Origin of the sequence: Micromonospora sp. WMMD714 (assembly GCF_029581315.1) — a bacterium.
GTDB classification, from domain to species: domain Bacteria; phylum Actinomycetota; class Actinomycetes; order Mycobacteriales; family Micromonosporaceae; genus Micromonospora; species Micromonospora rifamycinica.
Genome location: NZ_CP120744.1, coordinates 6,452,535 through 6,470,397, shown reverse-complemented (window position 1 = coordinate 6,470,397; position 17,863 = coordinate 6,452,535). Strand labels below are relative to the sequence as shown.

Below are 17,863 nucleotides of genomic sequence, written 5' to 3'. Positions count from 1 at the left end.
AGGATAGGGAGACCCCCCGACACCGGTCGTCGAGGGCGGGCCGGCCCCGATCGCGCTACGCCGGTTGCCGTAACCGGCGGAGCGCGATCCCCCGTGCAGGCCCCCCTGGCCACCGGGTTCGCCCCCGCCCACAGCAGCCGTATCCATCAGGATTCCGTGCCGGCCGTCCGACGGACGCGTTCCCGGATGGAACTTGCGGAAATCTTGAGCTGCCTGCGGGGACTTTCCCGGCAGAGGGACGGCCGAGGCCCGGGACCTGCCCGGATCGTCCCGGGGCGCGACGTTTGAGCCGGCAAGCACCGGGTAGTCGCCGGAGCTGACCCGAACCGAGGAGGACACAGACGATGGACGGCCAGGTCAAGGTAGCGGTGATCTACTACAGCGCCACCGGCATCACCTACCAGATGGCGCAGGCGGCCTGCGAGGCCGCCGGGGAGGCGGGAGCCGAGGTACGGCTGCGCAAGGTGCGCGAGCTGGCGCCGGACGAGGCGATCCGCTCCAACGCGGGCTGGCAGGCCCACCGGCTGGAGACCCAGGACGTGATGGAGGCCGAGATCGACGACCTGGCCTGGGCCGACGTGGTGATCTTCGGTTCGCCCACCCGGTACGGCATGATCGCCGCCCAGCTCAAGCAGTTCATCGACACCACCGGCCCGCTCTGGGCCAACGGCGCCCTGGCGGACAAGGTCTACAGCGCCTTCACCTCCACCGCCACCTCGCACGGGGGCCAGGAGTCGACCCTGCTGTCGCTGTTCACGATCTTCTACCACTGGGGTGGTGTGGTGGTCACCCCCGGCTACACCGACCCGAGCCAGTTCGTCGCCGGCAACCCGTACGGCGCGTCGCACACCAGCAACAACGGGGAGATCGCCCCGGACCACGTGGCGCTCGCCGCGACCGCGCTGACCGCCAAGCGTGCGGTACGCATCGGGGCCGGCGTCAAGCGCGGCCTCGCCGCCGGCTGAAGCCGTGCACCCGGCCCCGCCGGCTGAAGCCGTGCACCCGGCCCCGCCGGGTCGGGTCGGCCGGGTGACCGGTGCGCCGGGCGGAGACCTGCTCCCCGCCCGGCACACCGGGTACCGCCGGGTCAGCCGTGCTCGGCGTCACCGTGCGCCGTCAGCGCCGGCCGGGCCAGCAGTTGGCCCAGCAGCTCCGCCAGGACCGCCATGCCGTCCCGGCTGAGCACCGACTCCGGGTGGAACTGCACCCCGGCGAAGGTCGCCCCGCGCAGCGCGTGCACCGACCCGTCCCGGGGATCGCGGGCCAGCTCCACCGGCCCGTACGGCGAACCGATCCGGTCGGTGGCCGACCGGGCGGTGAACGTCGAGTAGAAGCCCACCAGGCGCGGCACCCCGAACAGCGACACCTGCCGTTGCAGCCCCTGGTAGGGCGCGGTGCGGCGGTGCAGCACCAACCCGAGTAGCCCGCTGAGCAGCTGGTGCCCCAGGCACACCGCCAGGGTGGGCCGGCCCGCGTCGAGCCGGCCGGCCAGCACCCCGCGCAGCGCGGCCATCTTCGGCTCGTCGAGGGCACCCGGGTCGCCCGGCCCCGGACCGACCACCACCAGGTCGTATCCGTCGTCGTCGCCGTTGGCGTGCCACGGGCGGACGTCCACCGCCAGGCCCAGGGCGCGCAGCTGGTGGGCCAGCATGCCGGTGAAGGTGTCCTCCCCGTCGACCACCAGCGCCCGCCGGCCGACCGCCCCGGGTAGCACCGCCGCGCCGGGGGGCCGCTGGTCCAGCCAGAACCGGGCCAGCGGGGCGTTGCGGGCGGCGAGCACCGCCCGTACCTCGGGATCGTCGGCCCAGCGCACCGGCGGGTACGGGCCGGCGCCGGCCGCCTGCGGACCCAGCCCCAGCGCGGCCAGCACCCCGGCGGCCTTGGCGTGCGTCTCGGCGACCTCACCGGCGGCGGTGGAGTGCCGGACCAGGGTCGCCCCGACGGACACCCGCAGCCGCCCGGTGGGGGAGATCTCGGCGGTGCGGATCAGGATCGGCGCGTCCACCGTCTGCCGGCCCTCGGCGTCGCGGCCCAGCAGCGCCAGCACCCCGGAGTAGTAGCGCCGGCCGGTCCGTTCGTGCCGGGCGATCACCCGGCAGGCGTTCTGCATCGGGCTACCGGTCACCGTCGGGGCGAACATCGTCTCCCGCAGCACCTCCCGGACGTCACGGGTGCCCCGGCCGGCCAGCAGGTACTCGGTGTGCGCCAGGTGCGCCATCTCCTTGAGGTACGGCCCGACCACCTGCCCGCCCTGCTCGGCGACCCCGGCCATCATCTTCAGCTCCTCGTCGAGGACCATGTACAGCTCCTCGACCTCCTTCGGGTCGTGCAGGAACCGCAGCAGCCCGTCCCGGTCGGCGGCTGTCCCGCAGTGGCGGAACGTGCCGCTGATCGGGTTCATCATCACCAGCCCGTCGTCGACGCTAACGTGCCGTTCCGGGCTCGCGCCGACCAGGATCCGGGTGCCGGTGTGCACCAGGAACGTCCAGTACGCACCCCGCTCGTCGCGCAGCAGGCGGCCCAGCGCCGCCAGCGCGGCACCCAACGGGGCACCCCGTACCGTGGCGTGCAGGGTGCGGTGGATGACGAAGTTGGCCCCCTCGCCCCGACCGATCTCCCCGGTCAGCACCCGCTCGACGATCCGGGCGTACTCGTCGTCGTCGACGTCGAACGCCGCGTCGTCGGTCACCACCGGCCCGGTCGGCAGGGCGGCGAGCAGGTCGGCCAGCGGCAGCTCGGCATGCCCGGTGACGGTCAGGTACTCCAGCGGGACGCCGTCGTCCACGCAGGCGAAACCCCGCTCCGCGATCTGCCGGTACGGCACCAACGCCAGCGTCCGGGGGCCGGGGCCGCCCCCGGGCAGCGGCAGGTCGGCGAGTCGTTCGGCCACCCCCACCGGGCCGGTGAACAGGTCCACGTGGTCGACGCCCTCGCGGCGGACCAGGGCGAACGGGCCGGGATCACCGCCGTCGGCGACGGCGGCGAGCAGGTCGTGCAGGGTGTTCATCGGGTTCTCCTCCGGAGCTGGGCCGCCTCGTCGTCGGGCGGCCCCGGGTGCCGGGGAGAGAACCGTCGGCCGCCTCGTGGGGCGGCCGCGTGGGTGTCAGCTACGCGCGGGGGATGGCCGCCGGGTCGGCGGGCCACCAGCAGTTCGGGTGCGCGGGCATAGCCACACCCTAGGCGGCGGGCGGGCGATGGGGAAGAGGCTTCCCCCGCCGGTGGTCGATCGGGCCGTCGTCGGACCGACCGCCGGGTACCGTGACCCGCGATGAACATTCTCGCTCTCGACCTGGGCACCTCCTCGGTTCGCGGACTCGTGCTCGACGCCGACGCCGATCCGCTGCCGGGAGCGTTGGCCCGTCGCAAGGTGCACCTGACCGTGGCCGAGGACGGGGCCGGCACCCTGGACGCCGCCGCCTACCTCGCCGGGCTGACCGAGTGCCTGGACGAGCTGGCCGCCGCCGGTCACCTGCGCGACGTCCGCCTGGTGGCGACCTGTGCACAGTGGCACTCGGTGGTGCCGCTGGACCGGGCCGGCGACCCGCTCGGCCCGGTACTGACCTGGTTGGACACCCGGCCCACCGCACCGGACGGGTTGCGTGGCCCGGCCGACCCGGCGGACCTCCACGGTCGTACCGGGGCGTGGTGGCACCGCTGCTACTGGTCGGTGCGGCTGCCCTGGCTGCGGGACCGGACGGCCGGGGTGGCCCGGTTCGCCGGCCTGGTCGAGTACGTCCTCGGCCAGCTGCTCGACAGCGCGCCCATGTCGGTGTCGATGGCCTCCGGCACCGGCCTGCTCGATCTGCGCCGGTTGGACTGGGACGCCGAGGCGGTCGCGTTGGCCGGGGCACGGCCGGGCGAGCTGCCCGAACTGGCCCCGATGGACTGGCGCGGCCGGCTGCGCACCGGGTTCGCCCGACGCTGGCCGCAGCTCGCCGGGGCGGAGTGGACCGCCCCGGTCGGGGACGGGGCCGCCTCCAACGTCGGCTCGGGGTGCGTGGACCCCCGCCGGGCGGCGGTCACCGTCGGCACGTCGGCCGCGGTACGGCTGGTCCAGCGGGTTCCCGCCGGGACGGCGCTGCCGCCGCTGCCCGGTACGCTGTGGCGCTACCGGGTGGACCACGAGTACGTGGTGACCGGCGCGGCGTACTCGTCCGGGGGGAACCTGTTCGCCTGGGCCAACCGGACGCTGCGGTTGCCCGAGGGGTCCGAGCTGGACGCGGCCCTGGACCGGCTGGCCCCGGACGGGGTGCTCGGGGCGAACCCGCGGCTGGGCGGGGACCGGCCGCCCGGGTCGGCCCCGGCCGGCTCCGGCGAGCTGCGGGGGCTCAGCTTCTCCACCGGCCCGGTGGACATCCTCGCCGGCCTGATGGCCGGACTGTGCCGGATGGTCGCCGACGACCTGGCCGTGCTGGAGTCCGGTGTCGACGCCCCGGTCGAGGTGGTGCTGGGCGGGGGAGCGGTGACCGCCTCGGCGTGGTGGCGTACCGCGTTCGCCGCCGCCCTCGCGCCGCGCCGGGTCCGGCACCGGGCCGAGCGGGAGATCGGGGCCACCGGTGCCGCGCTGGTCGCGCTGGGCCGGGTACCCGAGGCGGAGCGGCTCGGCGGCACCGGCCGTACGGAGGAGGACCCCTCACCGACCTCGGCCGTCGGGTCCGGCACGTCCGCCCGGTCGGATGCCCCGTCGACCCGTTGACACAGCTCCGGGGCCTGGTTGGATGGACCCGGCCCCCCCGTCGTGGGGACGGGGGCCGAGGAGGCGAGACGTGGACGCAGGTCCCGACCCGACACCGAGCGCCCCGTCGCCGCCGGGTCGGAACCGGTTCGACGAGCGGGTCGTGCCGCACCGGCGGCGCTCGCCGCTGCGGCTGCGGGACTGGCGGATGCGTACCAAGCTCGCCACCGTCCTGGTCATCCCGTCGGTGGCATTCCTGGTGCTGGCCGGGGTGCAGGCCGGCGGGCTGGTCGGGCGGACCACCGCGCTGAACGACTTCGCCCGGCAGGTCGGCATCGGACGGCAGATTACCGCGGCGGTGGACCGGCTCCAGCAGGAGCGGGACCGGACCGCCGGTGAGCTGGCCGCGTTGCGCCGCGCCGGCAACGCCGCCGACCGGGACGCGGCGACGCTCGCGCTGCGGCCCCTGCACGCGGCCACCGACACCGCCTTCGACGACCTGCGCACGGCGGCCGGGCCGCTGGCCGACTCCGACGCCGCCTGGCAGGTCGCCTACGCCGAGGCGCTGGAGGCGTACGACCAGGTGGTCCGGATCCGGACGGCGGTGCCGCCGGCGGTGTTGAGCAACGACACCATCCTCGGCAACTACCACCGGGCGGTGGAGTCGCTGCTCGGTCTGCTGGCCGAGCCGAGCCCGGGGCCGGACCGTCCGGAGCTGACCGAGGCGGTGCTGCGCTACGTGCAGCTCGCCCGGGTCAAGGAGCTGTCGTCGCGGATCCGGGGCCAGCTCTACGCCGCCGCCCGCGCCGGCCGGTACGGCCTGGAGGACCAGGTCAGCCTCAGTGATCTGCGGGTCCAGCAGCTCGCCGCGCTGGGCGCGTTCCGGGTCGCCGCGAGCACCGGCCAGATCCAGGCGTACGACCGGACGTCCCGCGAGACGGCGTTCGTCGACGCGACCCGGCTGGAGGAGAAGAGCATCACCACCGGCGGCACCGCTCTGCCTCCGGTGCTGCCGGCGAACCAGTGGTGGACGGTCAGCGAGCAGCGGCAGAAGCTGCTGCGGCAGGTGGAGACCCGGGTGCTCGACGACGCGGTGGCGCGGGCCGACGGGGTCAGTGCCGCCCAGTTGCGCACCACCCTGCTGGTGCTCGGCGGCATCGTGCTGGTGCTCGGCCTGGCGGTGCTGCTGGCGGTGCTGGTCGGCCGGTCTATCGCGAACTCGATGCAGCGGCTGCGCGACCAGGCCCTGCGGATCGCCCAGGTGGAGCTGCCGCACGCCCTGGACCGGCTCCGCTCGGTCGACGGCGGGGTGCCGAAGATCGAGGTGCCGCCCGCGGTGGTCCGGTCGCTGGACGAGATCGGCGAGCTGGCCGAGGCGTTCGTGGCGGTGCACCGCAGCGCGGTCAGCGTGGCGGTGGAGCAGGCGGAGACCCGGCGCACCGTGAACGCGATGTTCGTGAACCTGGCCCGCCGCAGCCAGGTGCTGGTGGAACGGCAACTGGAGCTGTTGGACGAGCTGGAGCGGGAGGAGGCCGACCCGGACCAGTTGGAGAACCTGTTCAAGTTGGACCACCTGGCCGCCCGGATGCGCCGTAACGACGAGAGCCTGCTGGTGCTCGCCGGCACCGAGTCGACCCGGCGGTGGAACCGGCCGGTGCGGTTGGGGGCGGTGCTGCTCGCGGCCAGCGCGGAGATCGAGCAGTACCAGCGGGTCCGGCACGAGGCGGTGGCCGACCTGTACGTGGTCGGGCACGCCGTCGGTGAGCTGGTGCACCTGATGGCGGAGCTGCTGGAGAACGCCACCGCCTTCTCCCGGCCGGACACCCCGGTCCGGGTGACCGCGCGGGCCGAGGACGGCGGGGCGGTGGTGGAGATCGCCGACGCCGGTCTCGGCATGAGTCCGACGGCCCTGGAGCAGGCCAACGCCGTGCTGGCGGCGCCACCGGCGGCGGACGTGGCCGCCGTGGAGCGGATGGGCCACTTCGTGGTCAGTCACCTGGCCGCCCGGCACGGTGTCGGGGTGCGGCTGGCCGCCGCGGGGCAGGGGCTGGTGGCCCGGATCGTGCTGCCGGCGGGCCTGCTGTCCGCACCGCCCGCACCGGAGGTGGACGCGTCGCCCGCGCCGCGGGCGCTCACCAGCACCGTCGTCAGCGGGCCGCCCCGGTGGCCGGGTCCGACCCGACCGGCCGAGCTGCCGGTGGCGGGCCGCCGTCCGGACCGCTCGTCCGGGACGCCGTTGCGGGCCGTGGACGTGTTGACACCGTCCGTCCCGACCCCGGTCGACGCCGGTGGCGGCTGGTGGTCCCGGCAGGGTCCGGTGTCGTCGTCGCCGGTGTCGCTGGGGGAGAGCCTGCCCGCGCCGCCGGTCGTCCCGGTGACCGGGGGGACCAACGAGCGGGGCCTGCCGGTGCGGGTGCCGATGGCCCAGCTGACCACGGTGACCGAGCCGGCCCGTCCGCAGCCGACGCGGGTTCGCCAGGACCCGGATCCGGAGGCGGTGGGCGGGATGCTGTCGCGGCTGTACAGCGGCGTGCGTCGGGCCGAGGCCGAGGAGACCACCGAGTTGACGTTGCCGCCGGGTGTGCGGGGCGAAGGAGGACGACAGTGATGACACTGAGCCAGCAGGCGCGCGACCTGAGCTGGTTGGTCAACGCGTTCGCGGAGCGGGTGCCCGGGGTCGCGCACGCGGTGGTGGTGTCCTCGGACGGTCTGCTGGTGGCGCTCTCGGCGCAGCTGCCCCGGGACCACGCGGACAAGCTGGCGGCGGTGACGTCGGGGCTGATGAGCATCACGGCGGGCGCGGCCCAGATGTTCGACGGGGACGTCGTCAAGCAGACGGTGGTGGAGATGGGCCGGGGTTACTTCCTGGTCATGCAGATCCGCGACGGTTCCATCCTGGCCACCCTGGCCGGCGCGGAGGCGGACATCGGCGTGGTGGGCTACGAGATGGCCCGGCTGGCCAAGCAGGCCGGGGAGATGCTGACCCCGGCGCTGCGGGCGGAGCTCCAGCAGGCACTGCCCCGCTGAGCGGGCGCGGTCCGGGGTGCCGGGGTGCCGGGCCGGACCGCCCCCACGCGGTCCGGCCGTGCCGGTGGTGTCCGTCGGGTGCCGGCGGTCGACGCTACAGGCCGTTGTCCCGGATCACCTGGCGGTACCAGTGGGCGCTGCGCTTGAGGACCCGCCGCTGGGTGGGATAGTCCACGTAGACCAGTCCCCACCGCTGGTCGTACCCTTCGGCCCACTCGAAGTTGTCGAGCAGCGACCAGACGTGGTAGCTCTCCAGCGGTACGCCGTCGGCGACGGCCCGGTGGACGGCGGTCAGGTGGTCGCGGAGGAAGGCGATCCGGCCGGCGTCGTCGACCGTGCCGTCCGCGCCGAGGGTGTCCGGGCAGGGCAGGCCGTTCTCGGTGATGGTGATCGGGACCGGCCCGTAGTCGCGGGTGACCCGGGTCAGGATGTCGTACATGCCCTGCGGGTAGATCTGCTGCCAGTCCGCCTCGCTGGTGGGCCAGCGGGTGACGGTGTCGCCGGCGCCGTTCAGGTAGATCGGGGTGTAGTACTGCACGGCGAGCAGGTCCACCGGGCTGCCGATGACGGCCAGGTCACCGTCACGGACGGCGCGGACCATCCGGCTGTCCGGGCCGAGGTCGGCGAGCACGTCGGCCGGGTAGGCACCGGTGAGGATGGAGTCCAGGTAGAGGCGGTTCTCGTACCCGTCGTGCAGGGTGGCCGCGGCGGCGGCGGCGGTGCTGTCGTCGGCCGGGTAGCACGGGTGCAGGTTGAGTGCCGGGCCGATCCGGGCGTCCAGGCCGGTGGCGCGCAGCGCGCGGACGGCGAGGCCGTGGGCGAGCTGGAGGTGGTGGGCGACCAGGTACGCGGCGTCGGCGTCCTGCCGGCCCGGGGCGTGGTGGCCCCAGAGGTAGCCGTTCTGCACCACGGTCTTCGGCTCGTTGATGGTCAGCCACACCGGCACCTGGTCGCCGAGGCCCCGGAAGACGGCGTCGGCGTAGTCGGCGAACCGGTGGGCGGTGTCCCGGTTCTCCCAGCCGCCGTGGTCCTGCAACGCCTGCGGCAGGTCCCAGTGGAAGAGGGTGACCATCGGGGTGATGCCGCGTTCGTGCAGCCCGTCGACGAGCCGCTTGTAGAAGTCGAGCCCACGCTGGTTGGGCTTGCCGGTGCCGTCGGCCTGGATCCGCGGCCAGGAGACGGAGAACCGGTAGCTGCGCAGCCCGAGGTCGCGCATCAGGTCCAGGTCGTCGGCCCAGCGGTGGTAGTGGTCGGCGGCCACGTCACCGGTGTCGCCGTTGCGGGTGCGGCCGGGGGTGTGGCTGAAGGTGTCCCAGACCGATTCGCCCCGGCCGTCCTCCTTGGCGGCACCCTCGATCTGGTAGGCCGAGGTGGCGGCGCCCCAGCCGAAGCCGGACGGGAAGCGCAGCCGCTCCCCGCTGGGGTCGGCGGTCGGTTCGCCACCCTTCGGCGCGTCGCAGCCGGCGAGGGCGCCGCTGGCCGCGGCCACGCCGGCGGCGCCGACGGCGGGGAGCCCGGCGCCGGCGGTGGCGGTGGCGGAGAGCGCGGCGCGGCGCAGCAGGCGCCGTCGGGTGAGTATCGACATGGATGTTTCTCCTCAGGGTGCGGGCCACCCCGACGGCCGGGAGCGCTCCCAGCGCGGGCGTGCGGCGGCCCGGCCGCCTCGGGGGCGGGTCGCCAGCCTAGAGGGCCGCGCGTGGGCGGCCGGGATGGGGAAGCGGGGGTGTGACGGGCGCCGTCGAGGGACGGTCGGCCCCACTGCCGAGGGCAGATAGCGATCGAGGCCGGCCGGGTGGCGTGTACGCCTGACCCGTCGGCCTCTTTTCCTGTCGAGTACGGGGGTTTAGTGTGGGGACGGGGGAGGGCAACCCCCGTCCCCACCTGTGTTGCACACACGCACGCTCGAATTGGCGTCCGACAGTGCGTGTCGCGCGGGAGCCGGGCCACGCGAGTGGCTCTGGTTCCACCTCCCTCCGTGGTGGTGGGATGTCGGCTGGCGACGGTGTCCGGGCTGGCCCGTCGTCAGCCGTTCGGGCTGAACCCCGTGGTCGGGCGACCACGGTTCGACCTTCATTTGTTGCATCTCCGTCGATGGAAGCGCTCCCATCGGCGATGCTGCGACTGTAACGCCCGTCACGGCTTTGTGAAAGCCCCTAAACGAGATCGAAACATCGACCTGCGTTTCGATACTGGTAGTTGTTGTGGGAGCGCTTCCATGGCACACTGTCGAATCAACGCAGCGGAGCCAAGCACGCGCGAGTGATGGGTCGCCGAGGGCATCCGGGTCTCCCGGACGGCACCCGAAGGAACGGCACGGCCGGTCGAGTGGCCGTACCCCGTCCCTGCCCCGGCCCACCGGCCGGACCGACCACCATTCCGGCGCCTCCGTCCCCCCGCGCACCCCTGTTTCCGCGCGTGGAGGTGCCTCCGCCGGGGCCCGCAGCCCCGGCCCGGTCCGAGGAGACACCGCGCACATGAGACTCATGGCAAGACGTCGCCGCACGGCGATGCTCGCCGCCACCGCACTCGCCATCGGCGGGGTGGGCCTGCCGGCCAGCGCGGCCCAGGCCGCGCCGGCCTGCGACGTGGTCTACGCCACCAACGACTGGGGCAGCGGCTTCACCGCGAACGTCACCATCAAGAACATGGGTGACGCGCTCAGCAGCTGGTCGCTCAAGTGGACCTTCCCGAACAGCAGCCAGCGGGTCACCCAGGGCTGGTCGGCCAAGTGGAGCCAGAGCGGTAGCGAGGTCACCGCCACCAACGAGTCCTACAACGGCAACATCGGGACCGGGGCCTCCACCACCATCGGCTTCAACGGCTCCTACTCGGGCAGCAACCCGAAGCCGACGTCGTTCACCCTCAACGGCACCCCGTGCAACGGCACCCCGGCCAACCAGCCGCCGACGGTCTCCCTCGGCGTGCCCACCGGCCCGTTCACCGCGCCGGCCGACGTGCCGCTGACCGCGACCGCGAGCGACCCGGACGGGACGATCAGCAAGGTCGAGTTCTACCGCAACGGCCTGCTGGTCAACACCGACACCTCCGCGCCGTACGCGTACACCCTGACCTCGCTGCCGGCCGGCAGCTACACGGTCCAGGCCAAGGCCTACGACAACGCCAACGGCATCGGCGTGGCGGAGAAGTCGTTCACCGTCGGCAACGCCACCGGCCCGGTGCTGGTCGCCACCCCGTCCTCGGTGAGCGTCAACGAGGGTGGCAGCACCACCTTCAACCTCAAGCTCAGCGCCGCGCCGACGAGCAGCGTGCCGGTCACCCTCACCCGTACCGGTGACACCGACATCACGGTCTCGCCGGCCACCGTCACGCTCACCCCGAGCAACTGGAACACCGGGGTCACCGTCACGGTCGCCGCGGCGGAGGACACCGACACCGCCGGTGGCTCCGCCACCATCACCGCGTCCGGCACCGGGCTCGCCTCGCTGGCGGTCGCCGCCACCGAGATCGACAACGACACCCCCGGTGGGGACAACGCCTACGTCGCGAAGTTCCTCGACCAGTACGGCAAGATCAAGAACTCGGGCTACTTCAGCCCCGAGGGCGTGCCGTACCACTCGATCGAGACGCTGATCGTCGAGGCCCCCGACCACGGCCACGAGACCACCTCCGAGGCGTTCAGCTACTGGCTGTGGCTGGAGGCCTACTACGGCCGGGTGACGCAGAACTGGGCGCCGTTCAACAACGCCTGGACGGTGATGGAGAAGTACATCATCCCGTCGCACGCCGACCAGCCCACCGCTGGCGTCGCCGGCACCCCGCAGTACGCCGCCGAGTACAACCTGCCCAGCCAGTACCCGTCGGCGCTGAACGCCAGCGTCCCGGTCGGCCAGGACCCGCTGCGCTCGGAGCTGCAGTCCACCTACGGCACCGGCGACATCTACGGCATGCACTGGCTGATGGACGTCGACAACACCTACGGCTTCGGCCGCTGCGGCGACGGCACCACCAAGCCGGCGTACATCAACACCTTCCAGCGCGGCACCCAGGAGTCGGTCTGGGAGACCATCCCGCAGCCGTCCTGCGACACCTTCAAGCACGGCGGCCAGTACGGCTACCTCGACCTGTTCGTCAAGGACTCGGGTGCCCCCGCCAAGCAGTGGAAGTACACCAACGCCCCGGACGCCGACGCCCGCGCCATCCAGGCCGCGTACTGGGCGCTGACCTGGGCCAAGGCGCAGGGCAAGCAGGCCGACGTCGCGGCCACCGTGGCCAAGGCCGCCAAGATGGGCGACTACCTGCGGTACGCGATGTACGACAAGTACTTCAAGAAGATCGGCAACTGCGTCGGGGCCAGCACCTGCCCCGCCGGCACCGGCAAGGACTCCGCGCACTACCTGCTGTCCTGGTACTACGCCTGGGGCGGCGCGTACGACGCCAGCGCGGGCTGGTCCTGGCGGATCGGTTCCAGCCACAGCCACTTCGGGTACCAGAACCCGTTCGCGGCCTGGGCGATGACCAACGTGAACGAGCTCAAGCCGAAGTCCCCGACCGCGGTCGGCGACTGGCAGAAGAGCCTCGACCGGCAGCTGGAGTTCTACACCTGGCTCCAGTCCGCCGAGGGCGGCATCGCCGGTGGCGCCACCAACAGCTGGGACGGTAGCTACGCCCAGCCGCCGTCGGGCACCGCCACCTTCTACGGCATGTACTACGACGTCGACCCGGTCTACAACGACCCGCCGTCGAACCAGTGGTTCGGTATGCAGGTCTGGTCGATGCAGCGTATCGCCGAGCTGTACCTGGAGACCGGCAACACGAAGGCCAAGGCGCTGCTCGACAAGTGGGTGCCGTGGGCGATCGCCAACACCAAGCTGGGCACCAACTGGTCGGTCCCGTCGGAGCTGAAGTGGACGGGTCAGCCCGCCAACTGGAACCCGAGCAGCCCGGCGGCCAACACCGGCCTGCACGTCGAGGTCATGTCCACGGGCCAGGACGTCGGCGTCACCGGCTCCCTCGCCCGGACCCTGATCGCCTACGCGGCCAAGTCCGGCAACACGCAGGCCAAGACCACCGGCAAGGGTCTGCTGGACGCGCTCTCGGCGGCCAGCGACAGCAAGGGCGTCTCGACCACCGAGACGCGCGGCGACTACAAGCGGTTCGACGACGTGTACAACGCCGCCGACGGCCAGGGTCTCTACGTGCCGCCGGGCTGGACCGGAAAGATGCCCAACGGCGACACCATCGCCGCGGGCAAGAGCTTCCTGGACATCCGGTCGTTCTACAAGAACGACCCGGACTGGCCGAAGGTCGACGCGTACCTCAAGGGCGGCCCCGAGCCGACGTTCAACTACCACCGGTTCTGGGCCCAGTCCGACATCGCCATGGCGTACGCGGACTACGGGATGCTCTTCCCGAACGGCTGAGTTGACCCCACCGGGTGGGTGGCGCGGCGCCGCCCACCCGGAGGCCGACCGGGCCCGGGGGAGCGGACGCCCGGTCGGCGGGCGGCCTGATTCCCACGGTCAGGCCGGGGGTGGGTCGATCATCTGGCCGACGCAGCGGATCGGTCGACCCACCCCACCATCCCCCACCCCGCCACGGCGGGAAAGCCGCGAAAAAAGAGGGCGCGCGGGATAACGCGACGCCGTATGACGGAGTACCGTGTTGATCGGAGAGGCCGCTCCCCCCGTGGCGGCCTCTCCGTTAACGTCCCCGGCCCCCCGGCCCCCCGGCCCCCCGGCCCCCCGGCCCCCCGGCCCCCCGGCCCCCCGGCCCCCCGGCCCCCCGGCAGTACCTCAGCCGGGTTCCACCGGGTGCCGCAGCCCCGGATGACCGGCCGGCAGCGAGCGGCGGATCACCACCCAGCTCACCGTCAGCGCCGCCGCCACCAGCGGCCAGGTCAACGCGACCCGGGCCACGGTCAACGCGAGCACCTGCCCGCCCAGCCACAGCGGCAGGAACACCGCCACCCGCACCACGTAGGTGGCCGCCCACACCCAACTGCCCCGCCCGTACGCCCGCAGCAGTGCCGGATCCCGCCGCCACCTGCCCCGCTGCCGCAAGGCGGTCCCGACGACCATCCCGAGCAGCGGCCGGCGCACCACGATGCTGACCATCCAGGCCAGCGCGCTGGCCAGGTTCGACAGCAGCTGCACCGCGAAGAAGTCGACGGCCCGTCCGGTGCGCAGCGCCACCACCGCGGCCAGACAGACGGCCAGCAGTCCGATCAGCACCGCCCGGGGACGGTCCCCGCGCCGCCACCGCCACAGCGCCACCGCCGTGCCGGCCAGCACGGCCGCGGCCACCCCGCCGATGACCGACCGTCCGGTCGCCAGCCAGCCGATCGTGAACGCCACCGGCGGCAGGGTCGCGTCGACCGCGCCACTGCGCCCGCCGAGCAAGCTGGCCAACGACTCCACCGGCTCCGGCGCTGAGCCGTGCGGTGCCGCCGGCTCCCGCGTGGCCCCTGCGTCGTCCGGCTCCCGCGTGGCCCCTGCGTCGTCCGGCTTCCGCGCTGGACCGTCCGGTGTGCGCGTCGGCCCCGGCTCCCGCGCTGCGCTGTCGGGTACCCGGGCTGACCCGTCCGGGGCCGGCGTGTCGCCGGGGGACCGGTCCTTCGACACCGGCCGCGCGGGTGCCTCCGGCGCCGGTCGGTCCCGGGGCGGCCCCTCCCGCGCCGACTGCCGGGGCGGTCGTTCGTGCTGTGGTGAGCCGGTCACCGTCACCTCCCGTGGTCCGGAAGCCAAGTATCCGTACCGGATCGGCGACCCCGCGCGCGACGGGCCGGGCTTGCCGCTACGGTGTGCGGGTGCGAGCGACGGCAAGGGGTTGGACCGCGGTCTGGTTGGTCGTACTGGCGTTGGCCCAGACGGCCGCCTTCCTGCTGGTATGGCGGTTCGCGGTGCACACCGGCACCGGGCAGTGGCTCGACACGGTCGCGTTGACCGGCAACCGGATCGGCCAGGACCGCATCGACGGGCTGGTCAACCGGATCCTCAACGCCATGTCGGTGGTCTCCCTGCTGGCGGCCATGGTGGTGATCTTCTTCATCGCCCTGATCCGGGGCCGCAAGGCGCTCGCCATCTCGGCCACCCTGCTGATCGCCGGGGCGAACGTCACCACCCAGGTGCTCAAGTACGTCATCGACCGGCCGGCCCTCGGCATCGACCCGCAGCGTGACGCGGTCGGCAACAGCCTGCCCAGTGGACACACCACCATCGCCGCCTCGGTGGCGCTGGCGCTGATCCTGGTGCTGCCGGCCAAGGTGCGGGTGCTCGGCGCGTTCCTCGGGGTCGCGTACGCGGCCGTGGCCGGGGTGGCCACCCTCTCCGCCGGCTGGCACCGGCCCAGCGACGCGGTCGCCGCCTTCCTGGTGGTCGGGGTGTGGGCGGCGCTGGCCGGTCTGCTCCTGCTGATCTTCCAGCACGAGCAGGCGCAGGTCGCCCCGGACGACGCGCACAAGGTGGCCGCCAGCGTGCTCGGCATCGGCGGCCTGCTCGCCGTCCTCGGCTGCGGACTGGCCCTGTCCGGCCTGCTCGACCAGCAGCAGGTGCCGGTGGACGAGCTGACCCGTCGCACCCTCTTCATCGGGTACGCCGGCAGCGCCGCCGGGATCGCCGGCACCATGGGCGTGGTGGCCGCACTGGTGCTGCTCTCCGTACACCGCCTGGTTCCCCGCTGGAAGGGCTGACGCAGCCCCCACCCCACCAGCGCCCCCACCCCCGCACCCACCCACCACCGCCCCGGTGATCAAGAGGTTTACGTCAAGTCTGATCATCAACTTGACGTAAACCTCTTGATCACCGGGGGCAACAGCGGCCGGGGCAACGGCACCGGGGGCAACAGCGGTGGGGGCGGGCGGGGCGGGGACGGGTGGGGTGGGTGGGGGTTACAGGGGTGGGGCGGCGGGTTCCGGGGGGTGGCCGCGGGCGCGGTGGGCGTCGGCCGCCGCCACCACGCCGAGCACCACCGCCGCCACCGTGGCGGAGGCCAGTGGGGCCACGTGTAGCAGCAGGGGGAAGAGCAGCGCCAGGGCGGCCGCGGCGATCCAGCGGGACGGTGAGACCCGGCCGAAGACCTCGTACTCGAACCGGGCCCGGCCGAGCAGGAAGAGCACCGGGCCGCCCACCACCAGCACCACCCAGGCCGCCTCCGGGGCGGCGAGCGGATGCTCGATGGTCAGCTCGTAGCCGATCGCCGTGCCGACCAGCCCCACCACCATCACCAGGTGGGTGTCGGCAGCCGACCGACCGGTTTCCGACGGGTGCCGGGACCGCACCACCGCATCGGCGAGGATCTGCCCGGCCCGCTGCACGTAGATCCGCCACAGCAGCACCGAGGTCACCAACGCCACCGCGAACGCCCCGGTGCGGGCCGGGTCGAACGGTCCCGTGCTGTACGCCAGCCCACTCACCAGGATCGTCTCACCCAGCGCGACCAGGAAGAACTGCTGGTACCGCTCGGCCAGATGCTCCCCGGCGACGTCCCAACGGCTCGCCATGGACCGGCCCAGCCCCGGCACCGGCCACCCGAACCGGACTGCCAGGTACTCGGCGACCAGCGCCAGCGCCCAGCACACCCCCCGTGCGGTGGGCGGCAGGAACGCGCCTACCAGCCAGAGCACCCCCGTCGCACAGTAGGTGAGCAGCATGCGCAGCTTGAGCCGCCGGTACTCGTGACTGCGGAGGGCCACCAGCAGCAGCCCCGGGCGGAACACCTGCGTCACCACGTACGCCACCGCGAACGTCAGGCCGGCGGAGGTGAACGCGCGGGGGATCGCCACCCCCATCACCATGCTGCCGAACAGGGCGATGATCACCACGAGTTGGAGCCAGCCGTGGTGCGGGTCGTAACGGCTGGTGGTCCACGCCACGCCCTGCCAGATCGTCCAGAGCGCGAGCAGGAGCAGCAGCGTCTTGACGCCTCCGGTGACCGGTGACCAGCCGCTGGTGCCGCCGGGCTCCAGGGAGAGATCCTCGAAGGCGCGGAACGAGATGCGGGTGAGCGCGAAGACGAACACCAGGTCGAAGAAGAGTTCCAGGAAGGTCGCCCGCTGGGCCGATCCGGTAGGCCGCAGCGGGGCGGCCTGGTCGCCACCCGTCATGATCCTCGTCGTCCGCGGTCGGTCCGGTCCACCAGGGGTTCGTAGCATCCCGACCGCCCCCGCCGACGGTCAACGCGGCAATCCTCCCCTTGTTCCGTCGGGGGTGAGCGGGCACCATCGACCGGATGACGAACCGATGGGGCCTCACGGTGCCGCTGACCGGTGTCCCGCTCGCCGCACACGCCGCCTGCTACGCGGCCGCCGAACGGGCCGGCTTCACCGACCTGTGGTCGTCCGAGGTGAACGGCACCGACGCGTTCACCCCGCTGGCCCTGGCCGCCGCCTGGCAACCCGGCCTGCGGCTGGGCACCGCGATCACCCCCGCCTTCACCCGGGGGCCGGGCCTGTTGGCGATGAGCGCGGCGGCGCTGGCCGAGGCCGCCCCGGGCCGGTTCGCGCTGGGCATCGGCGCGTCCTCCCCGGTGGTGGTGGGGGACTGGAACGCGGTGCCCTACACCGAGCCGTTCCGGCGTACCCGGGACGTGCTGCGGTTCCTCAAGGCGGCCCTGCGGGGTGAGACCGTCGACGGGGCGTTCGACACCTTCCGGGTACGCCGGTTCACCCTGGAACGTCCGCCGGCCAGCCCGCCGCCGGTGCTGCTCGCGGCGCTGCGGCCGGGGATGCTGCGGCTCGCCGCCGCCGAGGCCGACGGGGTGATCCTCAACTGGCTGGCCGCCGACGACGTGTCCCGGGTCCGCGCCGAGCTGACCGGTCGCGGGCCGGACTTCGAGGTGGTCGCCCGGATCTTCGTCTGCCCCACCGAGGACGTCGACCACGCCCGCGCCCTCGGCCGCCGGTTGATCACCAGCTACCTCACCGTGCCGGCGTACGCCGAGTTCCACCGCTGGCTCGGCCGGGAGCCGGCGCTCGGCCCGGTCTGGGCGGCCTGGGCCGCCGGTGACCGGCGGGCCGCCGCCGCGGCCGTCCCCGACGAGGTGGTCGACGCGCTGATCCTGCACGGCTCGCCGGAGCGCTGCCGCGACCAGGTCCGCCGCTACGCCGACGCCGGGGTGGACGTGCCGGTGCTGGCTCTGCTGCCCACCCCGGAACTGGCCACCGGTGGAGCCGCCGCGCTGGGCGACCTGATCGCCCGGCTCGGG

The 17,863-nt window shown here is 73.5% G+C and carries 10 protein-coding genes and 1 pseudogene; 7 read left to right on the top strand and 4 right to left on the bottom strand.

From position 1 onward, the window contains the following. The first annotated feature begins 344 nt into the window (after window positions 1–344). Complete coding sequence (gene wrbA / locus O7625_RS27470; RefSeq protein ID WP_067308244.1) at window positions 345–965, top strand: NAD(P)H:quinone oxidoreductase; 621 nt, start codon at window positions 345–347, stop codon at window positions 963–965. Window positions 966–1,087: 122 nt separating this feature from the next. Here the strand turns inward: wrbA and O7625_RS27465 are convergent, their stop codons facing one another. Further along, window positions 1,088–3,007, bottom strand: a complete 1,920-nt coding sequence (locus tag O7625_RS27465; RefSeq protein ID WP_282342706.1) for an anthranilate synthase family protein — start codon at window positions 3,005–3,007, stop codon at window positions 1,088–1,090. A gap of 261 nt (window positions 3,008–3,268) precedes the next feature. Between O7625_RS27465 and O7625_RS27460 the strand changes: the two genes are divergently transcribed. From O7625_RS27460 to O7625_RS27450, 3 genes are all read left to right on the top strand, one after another. Continuing rightward, window positions 3,269–4,696 carry an FGGY family carbohydrate kinase gene (locus O7625_RS27460; protein WP_282342705.1) on the top strand — a complete coding sequence of 476 codons (1,428 nt, stop codon included), beginning with the start codon at window positions 3,269–3,271 and terminating at the stop codon, window positions 4,694–4,696. Between the two features lie 70 nt (window positions 4,697–4,766). Beyond that, window positions 4,767–7,283: a nitrate- and nitrite sensing domain-containing protein gene (locus O7625_RS27455; RefSeq protein ID WP_282342703.1), complete on the top strand. Its 2,517-nt coding sequence runs from the start codon at window positions 4,767–4,769 to the stop codon at window positions 7,281–7,283. Between the two features lie 5 nt (window positions 7,284–7,288). Beyond that, a complete protein-coding gene (locus O7625_RS27450) occupies window positions 7,289–7,702 on the top strand; it encodes a roadblock/LC7 domain-containing protein (protein ID WP_197700131.1) in 414 nt (137 codons plus the stop codon). Window positions 7,703–7,796: 94 nt separating this feature from the next. On the opposite strand, the gene O7625_RS27445 is transcribed toward O7625_RS27450, so the two are convergent. Continuing rightward, window positions 7,797–9,287: a GH1 family beta-glucosidase gene (locus O7625_RS27445; protein ID WP_282342700.1), complete on the bottom strand. Its 1,491-nt coding sequence runs from the start codon at window positions 9,285–9,287 to the stop codon at window positions 7,797–7,799. Between the two features lie 898 nt (window positions 9,288–10,185). Between O7625_RS27445 and O7625_RS27440 the strand changes: the two genes are divergently transcribed. Then, on the top strand, window positions 10,186–13,083 hold the full coding sequence (locus O7625_RS27440; RefSeq protein WP_282347107.1) for a glycoside hydrolase family 48 protein: 2,898 nt from the start codon (window positions 10,186–10,188) through the stop codon (window positions 13,081–13,083). Window positions 13,084–13,455: 372 nt separating this feature from the next. Here O7625_RS27440 and O7625_RS27435 read toward each other — a convergent pair whose 3' ends face one another. Further along, window positions 13,456–14,061, bottom strand: a complete 606-nt coding sequence (locus O7625_RS27435) for a DUF3159 domain-containing protein (protein WP_282347105.1) — start codon at window positions 14,059–14,061, stop codon at window positions 13,456–13,458. A 401-nt stretch (window positions 14,062–14,462) separates the two neighbouring features. On the opposite strand from O7625_RS27435, the gene O7625_RS27430 reads away from it, so the two are divergent. Then, a complete protein-coding gene (locus O7625_RS27430; RefSeq protein ID WP_282342698.1) occupies window positions 14,463–15,350 on the top strand; it encodes a phosphatase PAP2 family protein in 888 nt (295 codons plus the stop codon). A 198-nt stretch (window positions 15,351–15,548) separates the two neighbouring features. Here O7625_RS27430 and O7625_RS27425 read toward each other — a convergent pair whose 3' ends face one another. Then, a complete protein-coding gene (locus O7625_RS27425; RefSeq protein ID WP_282342697.1) occupies window positions 15,549–16,763 on the bottom strand; it encodes a low temperature requirement protein A in 1,215 nt (404 codons plus the stop codon). A gap of 125 nt (window positions 16,764–16,888) precedes the next feature. On the opposite strand from O7625_RS27425, the pseudogene O7625_RS27420 reads away from it, so the two are divergent. Then, window positions 16,889–17,863 (top strand): annotated as a pseudogene (locus O7625_RS27420) (LLM class F420-dependent oxidoreductase); the annotation flags it as partial.

Coding starts and splice junctions, on each gene's coding strand:
- wrbA (WP_067308244.1), top strand. CDS start 345: ATGGACGGCCAGGTCAAGGTAGCGGTGATCTACTACAGCGCCACCGGC.
- O7625_RS27440 (WP_282347107.1), top strand. CDS start 10,186: ATGGCAAGACGTCGCCGCACGGCGATGCTCGCCGCCACCGCACTCGCC.
- O7625_RS27445 (WP_282342700.1), bottom strand. CDS start 9,287: ATGTCGATACTCACCCGACGGCGCCTGCTGCGCCGCGCCGCGCTCTCC.
- O7625_RS27460 (WP_282342705.1), top strand. CDS start 3,269: ATGAACATTCTCGCTCTCGACCTGGGCACCTCCTCGGTTCGCGGACTC.
- O7625_RS27465 (WP_282342706.1), bottom strand. CDS start 3,007: ATGAACACCCTGCACGACCTGCTCGCCGCCGTCGCCGACGGCGGTGAT.
- O7625_RS27425 (WP_282342697.1), bottom strand. CDS start 16,763: ATGACGGGTGGCGACCAGGCCGCCCCGCTGCGGCCTACCGGATCGGCC.